At 75.0% G+C, this 12,866-nt stretch carries 14 protein-coding genes; 6 read left to right on the forward strand and 8 right to left on the reverse strand.

The genetic code is table 11. The features are described 5' to 3' along the window. Positions 1 to 133: 133 nt before the first annotated feature. The 3 genes from WDW90_RS30515 to WDW90_RS30525 form a co-directional block, all read right to left on the reverse strand. Positions 134 to 319 carry a YegP family protein gene (locus tag WDW90_RS30515; protein WP_336491267.1) on the reverse strand — a complete coding sequence of 62 codons (186 nt, stop codon included), beginning with the start codon at positions 317 to 319 and terminating at the stop codon, positions 134 to 136. Positions 320 to 407: 88 nt separating this feature from the next. Further along, positions 408 to 953 carry a c-type cytochrome, methanol metabolism-related gene (locus WDW90_RS30520; RefSeq protein WP_336491269.1) on the reverse strand — a complete coding sequence of 182 codons (546 nt, stop codon included), beginning with the start codon at positions 951 to 953 and terminating at the stop codon, positions 408 to 410. Positions 954 to 1,137: 184 nt separating this feature from the next. Beyond that, a complete protein-coding gene (locus WDW90_RS30525; RefSeq protein WP_336491270.1) occupies positions 1,138 to 2,664 on the reverse strand; it encodes a DEAD/DEAH box helicase in 1,527 nt (508 codons plus the stop codon). A 459-nt stretch (positions 2,665 to 3,123) separates the two neighbouring features. Here WDW90_RS30525 and WDW90_RS30530 point away from each other — a divergent pair, with 459 nt between their 5' ends. Together WDW90_RS30530 and WDW90_RS30535 are read left to right on the forward strand one after the other, a co-directional pair. Continuing rightward, positions 3,124 to 4,554, forward strand: a complete 1,431-nt coding sequence (locus WDW90_RS30530; protein ID WP_336491271.1) for a lipopolysaccharide biosynthesis protein — start codon at positions 3,124 to 3,126, stop codon at positions 4,552 to 4,554. Beyond that, positions 4,554 to 5,711 carry a GNAT family N-acetyltransferase gene (locus WDW90_RS30535; RefSeq protein ID WP_336491272.1) on the forward strand — a complete coding sequence of 386 codons (1,158 nt, stop codon included), beginning with the start codon at positions 4,554 to 4,556 and terminating at the stop codon, positions 5,709 to 5,711. The genes WDW90_RS30530 and WDW90_RS30535 overlap by 1 nt, the downstream gene beginning before the upstream one ends. A 4-nt stretch (positions 5,712 to 5,715) precedes the next feature. On the opposite strand, the gene WDW90_RS30540 is transcribed toward WDW90_RS30535, so the two are convergent. Together WDW90_RS30540 and WDW90_RS30545 are read right to left on the reverse strand one after the other, a co-directional pair. Beyond that, complete coding sequence (locus WDW90_RS30540; protein WP_336491273.1) at positions 5,716 to 6,072, reverse strand: hypothetical protein; 357 nt, start codon at positions 6,070 to 6,072, stop codon at positions 5,716 to 5,718. An 81-nt stretch (positions 6,073 to 6,153) separates the two neighbouring features. Further along, positions 6,154 to 6,528: a hypothetical protein gene (locus WDW90_RS30545; protein ID WP_336491274.1), complete on the reverse strand. Its 375-nt coding sequence runs from the start codon at positions 6,526 to 6,528 to the stop codon at positions 6,154 to 6,156. A gap of 115 nt (positions 6,529 to 6,643) precedes the next feature. Between WDW90_RS30545 and WDW90_RS30550 the strand changes: the two genes are divergently transcribed. Further along, complete coding sequence (locus WDW90_RS30550; protein ID WP_336491275.1) at positions 6,644 to 7,291, forward strand: phytochelatin synthase family protein; 648 nt, start codon at positions 6,644 to 6,646, stop codon at positions 7,289 to 7,291. A gap of 6 nt (positions 7,292 to 7,297) precedes the next feature. Here WDW90_RS30550 and WDW90_RS30555 read toward each other — a convergent pair whose 3' ends face one another. Continuing rightward, positions 7,298 to 7,531 carry a hypothetical protein gene (locus WDW90_RS30555; RefSeq protein ID WP_336491277.1) on the reverse strand — a complete coding sequence of 78 codons (234 nt, stop codon included), beginning with the start codon at positions 7,529 to 7,531 and terminating at the stop codon, positions 7,298 to 7,300. Positions 7,532 to 7,719: 188 nt separating this feature from the next. On the opposite strand from WDW90_RS30555, the gene WDW90_RS30560 reads away from it, so the two are divergent. The 3 genes from WDW90_RS30560 (at position 7,720) to WDW90_RS30570 (ending at position 9,329) form a co-directional block, all read left to right on the forward strand. After that, a complete protein-coding gene (locus WDW90_RS30560) occupies positions 7,720 to 8,784 on the forward strand; it encodes a phytanoyl-CoA dioxygenase family protein (RefSeq protein WP_336491278.1) in 1,065 nt (354 codons plus the stop codon). Between the two features lie 76 nt (positions 8,785 to 8,860). Further along, a complete protein-coding gene (locus WDW90_RS30565) occupies positions 8,861 to 9,142 on the forward strand; it encodes a hypothetical protein (RefSeq protein ID WP_336491279.1) in 282 nt (93 codons plus the stop codon). Between the two features lie 43 nt (positions 9,143 to 9,185). After that, positions 9,186 to 9,329: a hypothetical protein gene (locus WDW90_RS30570; protein WP_336491280.1), complete on the forward strand. Its 144-nt coding sequence runs from the start codon at positions 9,186 to 9,188 to the stop codon at positions 9,327 to 9,329. A gap of 83 nt (positions 9,330 to 9,412) precedes the next feature. Here WDW90_RS30570 and putA read toward each other — a convergent pair whose 3' ends face one another. Both putA and WDW90_RS30580 read right to left on the reverse strand, forming a co-directional pair. Next, positions 9,413 to 12,508 (reverse strand): bifunctional proline dehydrogenase/L-glutamate gamma-semialdehyde dehydrogenase PutA, encoded by a 3,096-nt coding sequence (gene putA / locus WDW90_RS30575; RefSeq protein WP_336491282.1) that lies wholly within the window; start codon positions 12,506 to 12,508, stop codon positions 9,413 to 9,415. 93 nt (positions 12,509 to 12,601) lie between these two features. After that, positions 12,602 to 12,866: NAD-binding protein (locus WDW90_RS30580; protein ID WP_336491283.1), on the reverse strand; the 265-nt coding region annotated here is incomplete at its 5' end.

A 12,866-nucleotide genomic window follows, 5' to 3' on the forward strand; every position in this document is an offset into this window, starting at 1 on the left:
AACTCCGGCGTGAACGTTCGTTTCGTTGTCCCCATCAGACACCTTCCAGCCCCCATGGGAGCGTAGCAGAGGTGTCCACTCATTCAGAGGAGGATCAATCCGCTTCAGGGTTTCGAGAGGGTGAAACGGCGGCTCAGGCGATCTTCGTGGTCATGTCGACGGTCGAGGCCGCGCCGCTGCCCTTCACGAGGGCGATGCCGTGCTCGCAATCCTCGCGGCGGGCGTAGCCTTCGGCCGAATCCGCGATCACGTTGCCGTTCTGCACCCGCAGGCGCCAGCGCCAATGCCCCTGCGCATCCCGGTAGAGCTCGAACCGCATCCCGTCATCTCCATCCCGCCGCCACCCATGCGGATCCCACGCTCGAGATGGCGCGCGGGCGCCCGCGGGCAAGCGCGAGCCCGGCCGGTCAGCCCATGCACGCGTCCTCGTGCGCCTTGAACGCCTCGGATCTCGGCTCGTGCTCGGCGGGGCGGCCGCGGCCGACGACGCCGTCCGAGCGCGCCCGCAGGTAGACGTAGATGTCGTCGATGTAGCACATGACGTTCTTGTTCTCGCCGAAGGCCGGCATCACCAGCTCCTGGGCGGCGTTCACGTCCCGCTTGCCGCCCGCCACGATGCCCACGAAGGTCGGATAGTCGTCGCGCTTCAGCGCCTCGACGAGCGAGGGCGCGTAGGTCGAGCCGGCCCCGTCGGGCCCGTGGCAGGCGATGCAGTTCGCGTTGTAGCGCAGGTAGCCCGACATGGTGTTCCAGTCGACCTTCCTGCCGCCGTCGGTGACGCGGTAGGTCGGGTTCCCGTCCTTGTCGAGGTACTTGCCGCCCTCGACCTTGGCCGGCTGCACCGGCCCCTCGCTCGTCAGGGCGTCCGCGCCTCCGGGATCCGCCGCCGCGTTCGCGGCGAGCGCCAGGGCGGACGCGATCAGAACGGGGTTCAGCTTCGGCAACCGGCGCATGGGCACCTCCGGGAGGGCGCCGCGAAGCCGCCCCCCGGATCTGATCTTTCCCGATGGCCCGGAACATCAATCTCGGCCCGGCCCGGCACGCGCGAATGTGATCGTCGTTGTCGGCTCCGGACACGGGAACGCCGCCCGACCGGGGGCGGCGCTCGACGTCTCTCGCGCGGGAATCGCGGCGGCCTCAGGGGCGCGGCGCACGCTCCAGCCAGCCGATGGCGCGGCCCTCGCCGCGGGGCTCGGCCCCGTGGCGCGGGCGCTGGCCCTGGCGCTGCTGCGGCCGGCCCTCGGGCCGAGCCGCGCCGTCCGGCCGGCCCTGGTGCGGGCGCGCGTCGCCGCGCCGCTCGCCCCGCGCCTCGCCGAAGCGGCCATTCTCGGGCCGGCCCTGCTGCGGGCGCCCCTGCTGCGGCCGGCTCTCCTGGCGGCCGCGACCGCCCTCGCCGGGGCGTCCGCCGCCGAAGGGACGGCCCTGACCCTGGCGCTGCCCCTGGGGCCGCTGGCCCGGCCGCTGCCCGCGCTGATCGGGGCGACGCTCCTCGGAGGCCGCGATCTCGGCGGCCTCCTGGCGGGTCGGCGGCACGAAGCCCTCGGGGAAGCCCGTCACCGGCACCTTCTGGCGGGTCAGGCGCTCGATGTCGCGCAGGTACGCCTTCTCCTCGTCGTTGCAGAACGAGATGGCGAGCCCGTCGGCGCCCGCGCGCGCCGTGCGGCCGATGCGGTGGACGTAGGATTCCGGCACGTTCGGCAGGTCGAAGTTGACGACGTGGGAGACGCCCTCGACGTCGATGCCGCGGGCGGCGATGTCGGTCGCCACCAGCACCCGGCAGGAGCCGTCGCGGAAGGCCGCGAGCGCCCGCTCGCGCTGGGGTTGCGACTTGTTGCCGTGGATCGCCGCGCCCGCGATCCCGACCTTGTCGAGGCCCCGCACCACGCGATCCGCCCCGTGCTTGGTGCGGGTGAAGACGAGGACGCGATCGATCTTCGGGTCGCGCAGGATATGGGCCAGCAGCGCCTGCTTCGCGCCCGTATGGGCGAAGATCACCTGTTGCTCGACCCGCTCGGCCGTGGTGGCGACCGGCGTCACCGCGACCTGGACCGGGTCGGTGAGGTACTGCTCGGCCAGTCCCGCGATGTTCTTCGGCATGGTGGCCGAGAAGAACAGGCTCTGGCGCTTGGCGGGCAGCATCCGGACGATGCGCTTGAGCGCGTGGATGAACCCGAGGTCGAGCATCTGGTCGGCCTCGTCGAGGACGAGGATCTCGACGCCCTCGAGCGTGAGGGAGCGTCGGTCGACGAGGTCGATCAGCCGGCCCGGCGTGGCGACCAGGATGTCGATGCCGGGCGCCAGCGCCCGCTCCTGGCGGCCGATGGTGACGCCGCCGAACACCACCGTGCTGGTATAGGGCAGGTGGCGGCCGTAATCGGAGAAGGACTCGGCGATCTGGTTGGCGAGCTCGCGGGTCGGCGAGAGCACGAGCACGCGGCAGCCGCGACGCGGGGCGCGCCGGTCCGACAGGGAGAGGCGGTGCAGGATCGGCAGCGCGAAGGCCGCGGTCTTGCCGGTGCCGGTCTGGGCGATGCCGCAGAGGTCGCGACCCTGCATGGCGGGGGGAATCGCCTGGGCCTGGATCGGCGTGGGATTCTGGTAGCCGGCCTCCGCGAGCGCCCGCAGGACGGGCTGGGCGAGACCGAAATCGGTGAACTGGGTCAAGTCTGGACTTTCAGGGCAGCGGATCCCGGGCCGTGCGCGCTCGCGCCGGCCCCGACTGCCTTGAGCGGCAGGTTCGATCCGTTGGCAGGAGGCCGCCCGCGTGATGGGGCAGCCCAGGTGCATGCACGTTTGAAGAGAGGGGCCGGACCGTCCGAGCCCGCATGCCGCAGCCTCTCGCCGTCCGTCACGCAGCCCTCTCAAGCGGATCCGCTCGACGGCCGCTGACGCTGCACCCGCGATATGCGGTTTCGCGGGTGCGAAGTCAATGCACGGCACAGCCTCTGCAGCCTCGGGCCTGCCATGCAGAGAAGGCCGGACCCGCGCCCCATCGTGAGACAATCGTGCCCCGCCCCGGCGCAGGCCCCGCCCGGCCCGTCCGTGCTAAATCCCGAGCCGCGCCCGCGCTGGCGTCGCCGGACGGTCCGCGCGCCTGCGGCGAAACCGGCGCCGGATTCGGGGATGATCGCGCGCCACGCCCTCACCTATGTCGGCTCGCGGGCGCTCGCCGCCGGCCTCAACATGGCCTCCGTCGCGGTCTTCACCCGGCTCGCCTCGGTCGAGACCTACGGTGCCTACCTGCTCGTCCTGTCCTGGGCGCTCGTCCTCTACGGGGCGACCTGCCAATGGCCGAAATTCTCGTTCTTCGCCCTCTACGACGAGGCGCGCGCGCCGGCCCAGACCGGCACCGTGGTGCGGCTGCTGGCCGCCATGCTGGGGCTCGCGGGCCTCGCCGGGGCGGCCGCGGTCGCGTGCGGCCTCGCGCGAGGGCCCGCGACCGCGGCGGTGCTGGCGGCGGTCGCCGGCATGACCCTGTTCGAGGCGGCCTGCGAGATCGCGCGGGCGCGCCTCGCGGCGGGCGCGGTCGCGGTCGCGATCCTCGCCCGCGCCGTGCTGATCCTCGGGCTCGGCAGCCTCGCCCTGGCGGGGACGGGCGGCCCGCTCGACCTCGTCTTCGCCGTGGCGGGAGCGAACGCGCTCGCCGCCCTGCCGGCGCTCCGGGCGATCGCGCCGCTCCTGCGCGGGGGCGGGAGCACCGCCGAGGCACGCCGCCTGATCGCCTACGGCTGGCCCCTCGTCCTCTCCTTCGGGATCGCCGCGCTCGCCCAGACGAGCGACCGCCTGATCATCGGCCGGATGGCCGGCGCGGGGGAGCTCGGCGCCTACGGGGCGGTCGCCGACTTCCTGCGCCAGAGCTTCGTGGTGTTCGGCGAGAGCGTGGCGCTCTCCCTCGTCTCCATTGCCAAGCGCGACGCCCGCGCCGGCGGCATGATCGCGGCCGCGCCCGTGCTCAGGGACGCGGCCCGGACCCTGACGCTGCTGGCCGCCTTCGGGGCGGTGTTCGTGCTGAGCTTCGACGACCTCATCGTGGCGGTCCTGCTCGGGCCGGCCTACCGGGCGCAGGCGCTGGCGCTCGCCCCCGTCCTGCTCGCGGCGAGCGTCCTGTTGATGTTCCGCTCCTACTATTTCGGTCAGATCATCTACTTCGCCCGCACGAGCCATCTCGACGCGTTCGCCTCGGCGGCGCTCCTGGTCGCGGTGGCGGGCCTCTCGGTCCTGCTGATCCCGCGCCTCGGCGTGATGGGCGCGGCGGTCGCCTTCGCGGCCGGGCAGGGGGTCGCCTGCCTCGTCTTCGTGCTCGGCGCCCGCCTTGCCCCCGCGCGGGACCGGGTGCGGATGCCGGTGCCGCTCGCCGACCTCGCCGGCATCGCGCTCGGCGCCGCCCTCTGCGGGGCGCTGCTTGCCGGGATCGGCCTCCTGCCCGGCGGCCGGGGCGCCATGGGCGAGGCCCTCCGCCTCGCTCTCCTGGCGGCGGGCTTCGCCGCGGCGGCGTGGCGCTTCAACATCGTGGGCCTCGCCGACGCCCTGCGCCGCCGCCGGGGCGCCGCCTGATGGGGCCGTCCGCCGTGCTCGCCGGGGGGCTCGTCGCCGCGCGGCGTCCCCTCGACCCCGCCGCGCCCTACGTCCCGGCCTGGCGGGACCTCGGCACCTCCGCGCTGGCCCACAACCCGTTCTACGAGGCCGACTACGCCCTGCCGGCGGCCGGCGCCTTCGGCTCGGGGGTGGAGCTTCTCCTCGTCGCCGACCGGCCGCCCGAGCAGGCGGGCGCCCGCCTGCTCGCCCTGTGGCCGTTCCGGCGCGCCCGGCGCTGGGGCCTGCCCCTGCCGGTGCTGATGGGCTGGAGCCACGGCTTCGCGCCGCTCGGCCTGCCGCTCGTCACGCACCGCGAACCGGAGCGCGCCCTCGGCGCGCTGCTCGCCGCCCCGCGGGCGCTCGGCCTGCCGGCTCGCCTCCTGATGCCGCTGCTGCCGCAGGAGGGCGCCTTCGCGGCCTGCCTTGCCGGGGTGGTGGCCCGCGCCGGAAGCCGCCGGGCCGCCTACTGGCCGCATGCCCGCGCGCTCCTCGACCTTGCCGGCCTGACGGATCCCGAGCGGGCGGCCTATCTCGACCACATGCCGGGCGGGCGGCGGCGCAAGCTCCGCCAGTTCGGCAAGCGCCTCGAGGCGGGAGAGGCCCTCACCCTCGACACGGCCCGGGCGCCCGCGGACCTCGCGGCGGCGCTCGAGGACTACATCGCCCTCGAGACCCGCGGCTGGAAGGGGCGGGCCGGCACCGCGGTCGGCAACCGGCCGGCGGAGGCCGCCTTCCTGCGCGCCATGGTGGCGGCCCTCGGGGCGCAGGGGCGGATCCGGATCGACCGCCTGCGCCGCGGCCCCCGCACCCTCGCGGCCGCCATCCTGCCGCTCACCGGCCCCGAGGCATGGTGGCTCAAGATCGCCCATGACGAGGACGAGGCGCGCAATTCCCCCGGCGTGCACCTCGTCCACCGGGTGACGCAGGATATCCTGGCGGACCCGGCGATCGCGCGCGTCGATTCCTGCGCCGAGGCCGGTTACCGGCTCCCCGAGATGTTCTGGACGGGCCGGCGCGGCCTCGCGCACGCGCTGATCGAGGGGCAGGGCGGCGATCCGCTGTTTCCCCTGGCGGCAGCCCTTGAGCGGGCGCGCGAGCGCGTCGCCCGGATCCGCGCCGCGCGCCGTCGCGCCTGACGGCTCAGCGCAGCAGCCAGAGGGCGAGGCCGATCGCGACCGCCACCGCCACGACGAAGCCGAAGAAGGCCGGCAGCACCCAGGACCGGCCGCCATGCGGGTCGGCCGCGTCCCGCACCCGCGGGGACGCCGCCTCGGACGCCCGCGCCTGCGCGATGCGGTCAGGCGCGTTCGGGCGGCCGGCCGCCTCGTCGTCGGTGCCGAGCTGCGACAGGCCGGGATCGTAGTGGTCGATCTTGTCGCCGGTCCGCCCCCGGTCGATGTCGGCCTTGAGCTGCGCCGTGGTCGGCCGATCGGAGGCGGGTGCGGCGGGGGCCTTGAGGTCGGCGGGCGGGGGCGGGGTCTCGGATCGCAGGGCCATCGGCGGATCGTCCTGAAGGGGCGGACGCTGGGCGCGTCCGGGATCACCCTCGGACAAGGATCGGGGACCCGGACTGTTCCCTCACCAGCCGAAGCGGGCGATCTGGGCGAGGCGCCCCTTCGCCGCCGCCTCGTCCTGGCCGATCAGGGCGATGCGCTGCGAGAGGTCGTAGCAGGCGGCGCAGAAGCCGAGCGACAGGAGCGGGATGCCCTCGGCCCGCGCCCGGTTCACCGAGGCGACCAGGCAGGCGATGACGGGCTCGGACTCCGCCGCGCCGAGGCAATCCGCACGCGGGCTGCCGAAGAGCGGCCGGTTCGGCAGGCTGAGCGAGACCGTGGTGCCGCCGCGCCGGTCGGGGGCGGGAGGCACCGTGTAGCTGCGCACGAACAGGAGGCAGGTCAGCAGGACGAGGGCGAGGGCGAGGCGCATGGCCGGACAATAGGGCGTGGGCGGCACCCGGGATCAAGCTGCGGCGTTCGGCTGCGGCCTTCCCGTGCCCCGCCGACGCGGCTAACCTCGATCGCGGGCCGTCTCACGCGGCCGATCGGCAGCGAAATCCCGCGAGCCCCGCATGAGGCGCATCATCCTCGTCGCGTCGGGTGCGTGCCTCGGTCTCGTCGGCGCCCTCGCGCTGACCCCGGGGGACATCCCGCAGGGCGCTATCGACGCGTCGGTCGTGCGCTCGGGCGCGACCTTCGAGCGGGCCTGGCGCCTGCCCGTGGCCGCGCGCTTCCCGCGGGAGATCGCGTGGCAATCCAACCTGTCCCGGTGCGGGCCCGCGAGCCTCGCCAACGTCTTCCGCTCGCTGGGCGAGGGCGCGGCGAGCGAGGGGTCGGTGCTGGCCGGCACGGGCCGCTGCCGGACGGGCTTCTGCATCGCGGGCCTGACCCTCGACGAACTGGCCGACCTGGCGCGGACGCATGCGGGACGCCGGGTCACGGTCCTGCGCGACCTCGGCCCCGAGGCGTTCCAGGCGCATCTGCGCCGGGCGAACGACCCGGATCGCCGCTACATCGTCAATTTCAGCCGCCGGCCGATCTTCGGGTCCGGCGCGGGCCATCACTCGCCCATCGGCGGCTATCTCGAGGAGGAGGATCTCGTTCTCGTCCTCGACACCAACCGCGCCGTGCGGCCCTGGCTGATCGAGCGCGGCCGGCTCTTCTCGGCCATGGACACCCTCGACGGCGGCCGCAAGCGCGGACTGCTCCTCATCGAGTAGGAAGCCTCAACCCCGCTCGTCGAACCGGCTCCAGTGGAAGACCTCGCGGCCCGCCCCGTCGATCACCCGCACGGCCTCCGCCGGGTTCCCCGTCCGCTGGGGCACGCGGGCCCGCGCGAACAGGCGCAGGGCCCGCTCGCGGGCGCCCTCGAGGTCGCTCGTGCGCACGGAGACGCGGGCCTGCACCTCGTCCGCCTCGGGCCCCAGGATCTCGATGTGAAAGGTCTCGCGCGAACTCAAGGGGCTCTCTCGGGGTGTCTCGGGGCTTAAGGCCCGGCACCCGACAGATAGGGGCTCGCGGGGGCCGGCGCAGCCCGGGATGCGCGCCGGTCCGGACATGCCTCAGTTTCCGCAAGATTGCGCCGGAGGCTCGCCGCGGGCGCTCCGGCGGGGAGCGGCCGGGGGATCATCCGGAGGTCCGAGGTTCGATGAGCGTCACCGCCACCCAGCGCACCGTCTCCTTCAGGGACATCCTGCGGGCGCCGTTCTGGCTCGCCCAGATCGGCACGGGCGCCAAATCCTTCGTCGACAACCCGATCCTGGGGTCGGAGCGCCTGAACCGGGCCGGCCTGCACACGGCCCGGGTGCGGCTTGCCCACGCCATGGCGGACCTGCGCCGCCGCCAGCTCGCCCACCTCGCGAGCCCGGAGGACCGGGCCGCCTTCGCGCGCGACGGCTTCATCGCCAAGCCCGACTTCATGCCGGCCGACCTGCACCGGGCGGTGCTCGCCGAGGTGACGAGCGTGGCGGCCGAGGCCCGAGAGCAGATCCAGGGCGACACCGTCACCCGCCGCATCCCCCTCGATCCCGAGACCCTGAAGCGGATGCCGGCGATGCGCCGCCTGCTGGCGCTGCCCGAGTGGCGCGGGCTCCTGCGCTACGTGTCGAGCTACAATTGCGAGCCCGTCATCACGGTCCAGACCATCCTGTCGCACGTGGTCGAGGGGCCGCCGGACCCGCAGACGAACTTCCACATCGACACCTTCCACCCGACCATGAAGGCCTGGCTCTTCCTCACGGACGTCGCCGGGGACGAGGGCCCCTTCACCTACGTGCCGGGCTCGCACCGCCCGACCCGGCGCCGCCTCGCCTGGGAGCGGCGACTCGCGCGCGGGGCCGCCCGCGACCCCGACCGGCTCACCGGGCGCGGCTCCTTCCGGGCGAGCCGGGCCGAGCTGAAGCGGCTCGGCTACCGCGATCCGGTCGCCTTCGCGGTGCCGGGCAACACGCTCGTCGTCGGCGACACGGTGGGCTTCCACGCCCGCGGCCCCTCGCTGCGCCCCTCGGTCCGCATCGAGGTCTGGGCCTACGACCGCCACAACCCGTTCCTGCCGCTCGCGGGCCTCGACCTCTGGTCGGCTCTCGGCCTCGCCCGCTGGCGCACCCGCCTCGGCTGGTGGCTCCTCGACCGCGGCGAGCGGCTGGGACTCGCCCGCAACGTCTGGCGCCCGGTCGGCGCCGTCACGGCCGACGCGCCGCCCAAGCTCGCCTGAACCCGGCCGGCCGAACCCGCCGGCCGGCCGGTGCGTTGCCCGCTCGCGGCTGGCGGCGCCGGACCGGGAGGCGGGGATGCAGGACGAGGTCGAACGGCTGCGGGTGCTGATCGGAGCCCTCGAACTCGCGCTCGGGCACCTGTTCGCGGCAAGCCCCGGCGGGGAGGAAGCCCGGGGTCGCTTCGCCGCCGACCTGCGCGACCTCCTGGCGGCCACGAACGAGCGCCAGCCCGGCTCGCCCGCGGCCGAGACCTACGAGGCGCTCCTGCGCCGACTTGGCGCGGCGGGACCCGCCGAGACCCTCGGCGCCGTGCCGACGCCGGAGCGGGGCGCCCCGCCTTCCGGGCCCGGGGTATAGCGGGGGACGCGCGGCCGCCGCCCGCGTGGTAAGCCGTCCGGCGATGCAGCCCGTCAAAGTCGCCGCCGCCCTCGCGCTCTGCGCCCTCCTGTTCTGGCTCGGCCTGCGCCTGACCCGGCGCCTCGTCGATCTCGGCATCGAGCGGGGCCGCGCGGAGGCGCGCAGGCGGGAGGAAACGGAGGAGTGAGGACGGCTCGGGGATGTTCCGGCTGCCAGCGCGGGGCGCCGGCCGAGGTTCATCCCGCAAGGTTCGCACAAGGCTGACCCCGCTCAGCCCTCGAGCGAGAGCAGGGCCGCGTCGCCGCCGGCCGCCGCCGTGTTGACGGTCACGGTCTGCTCGGTGGCGAAGCGCGGCAGGTAATGCGGGCCGCCGGCCTTCGGGCCGGTGCCGGAGAGACCGCAGCCGCCGAAGGGCTGCACCCCCACCACCGCGCCGATCATGTTGCGGTTGACGTAGACGTTGCCGTGGGGGAGCCGCGCCACCGCCCGCTCCACCGTCGCGTCGATGCGCGAGTGGATGCCGAGCGTCAGGCCGTAGCCCGAGGCCGCGACCGCGTCGAGGACCCGGTCGAGGTCGCCCGCAGCATAGCGCGCCACGTGCAGCACGGGGCCGAACACCTCCTCGCGGAGCGCCTCCGGCCCCGCGATCTCGTAGATCTGCGGCGCGACGAAGTGGCCGCCCGGCGGCGCTCGTCCGGCGAGGTGCACGCGGGCGGATCGGCGCATCGCCGCCGCGTGCGCGTCGAGGCGGGCCTTGGCCTCGGCATCGATCACCGGCCCCACATGGGTCGCGGGGTCGCGCGGGTCGCCGAGGCGCAATTCCCGGGCGGCGCCCGCGATCGCGGTGATCACCCGCTCGGCCACGTCCGCCTGGACGAGGAGGAGGCGCAGGGCCGAGCAGCGCTGGCCGGCCGAGCGGAAGGCCGAGGTTACGGCGTCGTCGGCAACCTGCTCGGGCAGGGCGGTGGCGTCGACCAGCATGGCGTTGATGCCACCCGTCTCGGCGATCAGCGGCAGGATCGGGCCGTCCCGCTCCGCCAGCGCCCGGTTGATGCCCCGCGCCACCGCCGTCGAGCCCGTGAACACCACCCCCGCGAGGGCCTCGTGCGCGACGAGCCGCGCGCCGACCGCGCCGTCGCCCGGCACGAACTGGAGGGCGGCGGGCGGGATGCCCGCCCGGTGCAGCAGGCGTACGGCCTCGGCCGCCACCAGGGGCGTCTGCTCGGCGGGCTTGGCCACCACCGCGTTGCCGGCCATCAGCGCGGCGGCGATCTGGCCGACGAAGATGGCGAGCGGGAAGTTCCAGGGCGAGATCGCCACGAAGACGCCGCGCCCGCGCAGAGACAGCCGGTTGCTCTCGCCGGAGGGGCCGGGCAGTGCGATCGGCTCCGCGAAGAGGCGGCGACCCTGCGCCGCGTAGTAGCGGCAGAAATCGGCCGCCTCGCGGACCTCGCCGAGCGCGTCGTCGAGGGTCTTGCCGGCCTCGGCCTGGAGGAGGTGGATCAGCCGGCCGCGGGCGGCCTCGATCGCGTCCCCGGCCCGCGCGAGCGCGGCGGCGCGCGTCCCGGCCGGGGCGGCCGCCCAGGCGCGGGCCCCCGCGCGCGCCGCCCGCATGGCGGCCTCGGCGGTCTCGGGCGCCGCCTCGGTCACGCGCCCGACCGGGGCGCCGTCGATGGGGCTCGCGACCTCGCGCGCGGGGCCTCCGCGCCCGGCGCCGTCGATCAGCGGATGGGCGTCCGCCGGGCCGGCGCCCGCCCGGACCTCGGCGAGGAGTTCGTCGCGCTGGGCGTCGGCGCCGAACTCGATCCCGGCCGAATTGGCGCGCTCGGGCGCGAACAGGTCCCGGGGCAGGGGCAGGCGCGGATGGCGCGCCCGCTCCGGCCCGCCGACGCTCTCGGCCGGGCGGCGCAGCAGGTTCTCGACCGGCACGGCCGGGTCGGCGGCCTGCGAGACGAAGGAGGAGTTGGCGCCGTTCTCGAGCAGGCGGCGCACCAGGTAGGCGAGGAGGTCGCGGTGCCCGCCGACCGGCGCGTAGATGCGGCAGGCGACGCCCGGCAGGCGCTCGATGAGGCGCCCGTAGAGCGCCTCGCCCATCCCGTGCAGGCGCTGGAACTCGTAGCCGCCGGATTCCCCGGCGCGGGCCACGATCCCCGCGACCGTCAGCGCGTTGTGGGTGGCGAATTGCGGGAACAGGCGTGGCCGGTGGGCGAGCAGCCGCTCGGCCGCCGCCATGTAGCTCAGGTCCGTCACGCTCTTGCGGGTGAAGACGGGATAGTCGGCGAGGCCCCGCTCCTGCGCCCGCTTCACCTCCGTGTCCCAGTAGGCGCCCTTGACGAGGCGCACCATCAGGCGCCGGTCGAGGCGGCGGGCGAGGTCCGCCACGTGGTCGATCACGGCCAGGCAGCGCTTCTGGTAGGCCTGGACGGCGAGGCCGAACCCGTCCCAGCCGCAGAGCGCCTCATCGGCCAGCACCGCGGCGAACACCGCGAGCGACAGTTCGAGCCGGTCCGCCTCCTCGGCATCCACCGTGAAATTGAGGTCGTCGCGCCGCGCGGCGCGGGCAAGCTCGCGCACCACCGGCACCAGCTCGTCCATCACCCGGGCGCGGCTCACGGCCTCGTAGCGGGGATGGAGCGCCGAGAGCTTCACGGAGATGCCGGGCCGGTCGGGCAGGGGGGCGGTGCCGGCCGCCCGCCCGATCGACGCGATGGCCTCGGCGTAGGCGTTTCTGTAGGCGGCCGCGTCCGCCGCCGTGCGGGCGCCCTCGCCCAGCATGTCGAAGGAGTAGCGGTAGAGCCGGCCCTGCCCGCTCGCCGAGCGTCGGAGCGCCGCCCCGATCGTCTCGCCGAGGACGAAATGGCTCCCCATCACCCGCATGGCCTGGCGGGCGGCGGTGCGGAGCGCCGGCAGGCCGATGCGCCTGGCGAGCGCCGCCAGGATGCCCTCCGGGGTCTCGCCCGGATGGATGATGCGGGCCGAGAGGCCGAGCGCGAAGGCCGAGGCGTTGACGAGCAGCGCCTCCGAGCGGATCGCGTGGTGGGCGAAGTCGCCCTGCCCGAGCTTGTCCTCGATGAGCCGGTCGGCGGTGGCGGCGTCGGGCACGCGCAGGAGCGCCTCGGCCAGCACCATCAGGGCGAGACCCTCCTTGGTCGAGAGCGCGTACTCGCGCAGCATCGCCTCGACGCCGCCGAGGCTGCCTGCGAGGCCGCTCTCGCCGGCCCGGATGGCACCGATCAGGTCGCGGGTCAGCGCGTCGACCCGGGCCTCGGCTGCGGGCGACAGGGCGGACCCGTCCAGGAAGCCGCGCACCAGGGCGGCATCGTCGGGGGCGTAGGCCGCCGAGAAGGCGGGGAGGGCGGGCGGCATCGCGCGAGGTTCCGGCGGGCGATCACGACGGCCCTCATCCTAGGCGCGTCCGCGCCGCCGTTCGATGGTGCATTTGGCGGTGCCGCGGCTGCCTCAGGCGAGTTCGTGTCCGGCCATGATCTCCAGCGCGCGCACCATCGCCGAGTGATCCCAGCCTTTGCCGCCGTGAGCCGCGCAGGTGTTGAAGAGCTCCTGCGCGGTGGCGGTGTTGGGCAGCGCGACGCCGAGCGCGCGAGCGCCTTGGAGGGCGAGATTCAGGTCCTTCTGGTGCAGCTCGATCCGGAAGCCCGGGTCGAAGCTGCGCGTCACCATGCGCTCGCCGTGCACCTCCAGGACCCGCGAGGCGGCAAAGCCTCCC

It is taken from the genome of Methylobacterium nigriterrae (assembly GCF_037106235.1).
Taxonomy (GTDB): domain Bacteria; phylum Pseudomonadota; class Alphaproteobacteria; order Rhizobiales; family Beijerinckiaceae; genus Methylobacterium; species Methylobacterium nigriterrae.

What these genes read in the sequence shown, in the direction of transcription:
- WDW90_RS30515 (WP_336491267.1), bottom strand. Translation starts at nt 319, where the DNA reads ATGCGGTTCGAGCTCTACCGGGATGCGCAGGGGCATTGGCGCTGGCGC.
- WDW90_RS30535 (WP_336491272.1), top strand. Translation starts at nt 4,554, where the DNA reads ATGGGGCCGTCCGCCGTGCTCGCCGGGGGGCTCGTCGCCGCGCGGCGT.
- WDW90_RS30565 (WP_336491279.1), top strand. Translation starts at nt 8,861, where the DNA reads ATGCAGGACGAGGTCGAACGGCTGCGGGTGCTGATCGGAGCCCTCGAA.
- WDW90_RS30550 (WP_336491275.1), top strand. Translation starts at nt 6,644, where the DNA reads ATGAGGCGCATCATCCTCGTCGCGTCGGGTGCGTGCCTCGGTCTCGTC.
- WDW90_RS30560 (WP_336491278.1), top strand. Translation starts at nt 7,720, where the DNA reads ATGAGCGTCACCGCCACCCAGCGCACCGTCTCCTTCAGGGACATCCTG.
- WDW90_RS30520 (WP_336491269.1), bottom strand. Translation starts at nt 953, where the DNA reads ATGCGCCGGTTGCCGAAGCTGAACCCCGTTCTGATCGCGTCCGCCCTG.
- WDW90_RS30540 (WP_336491273.1), bottom strand. Translation starts at nt 6,072, where the DNA reads ATGGCCCTGCGATCCGAGACCCCGCCCCCGCCCGCCGACCTCAAGGCC.
- putA (WP_336491282.1), bottom strand. Translation starts at nt 12,508, where the DNA reads ATGCCGCCCGCCCTCCCCGCCTTCTCGGCGGCCTACGCCCCCGACGAT.
- WDW90_RS30570 (WP_336491280.1), top strand. Translation starts at nt 9,186, where the DNA reads ATGCAGCCCGTCAAAGTCGCCGCCGCCCTCGCGCTCTGCGCCCTCCTG.
- WDW90_RS30530 (WP_336491271.1), top strand. Translation starts at nt 3,124, where the DNA reads ATGATCGCGCGCCACGCCCTCACCTATGTCGGCTCGCGGGCGCTCGCC.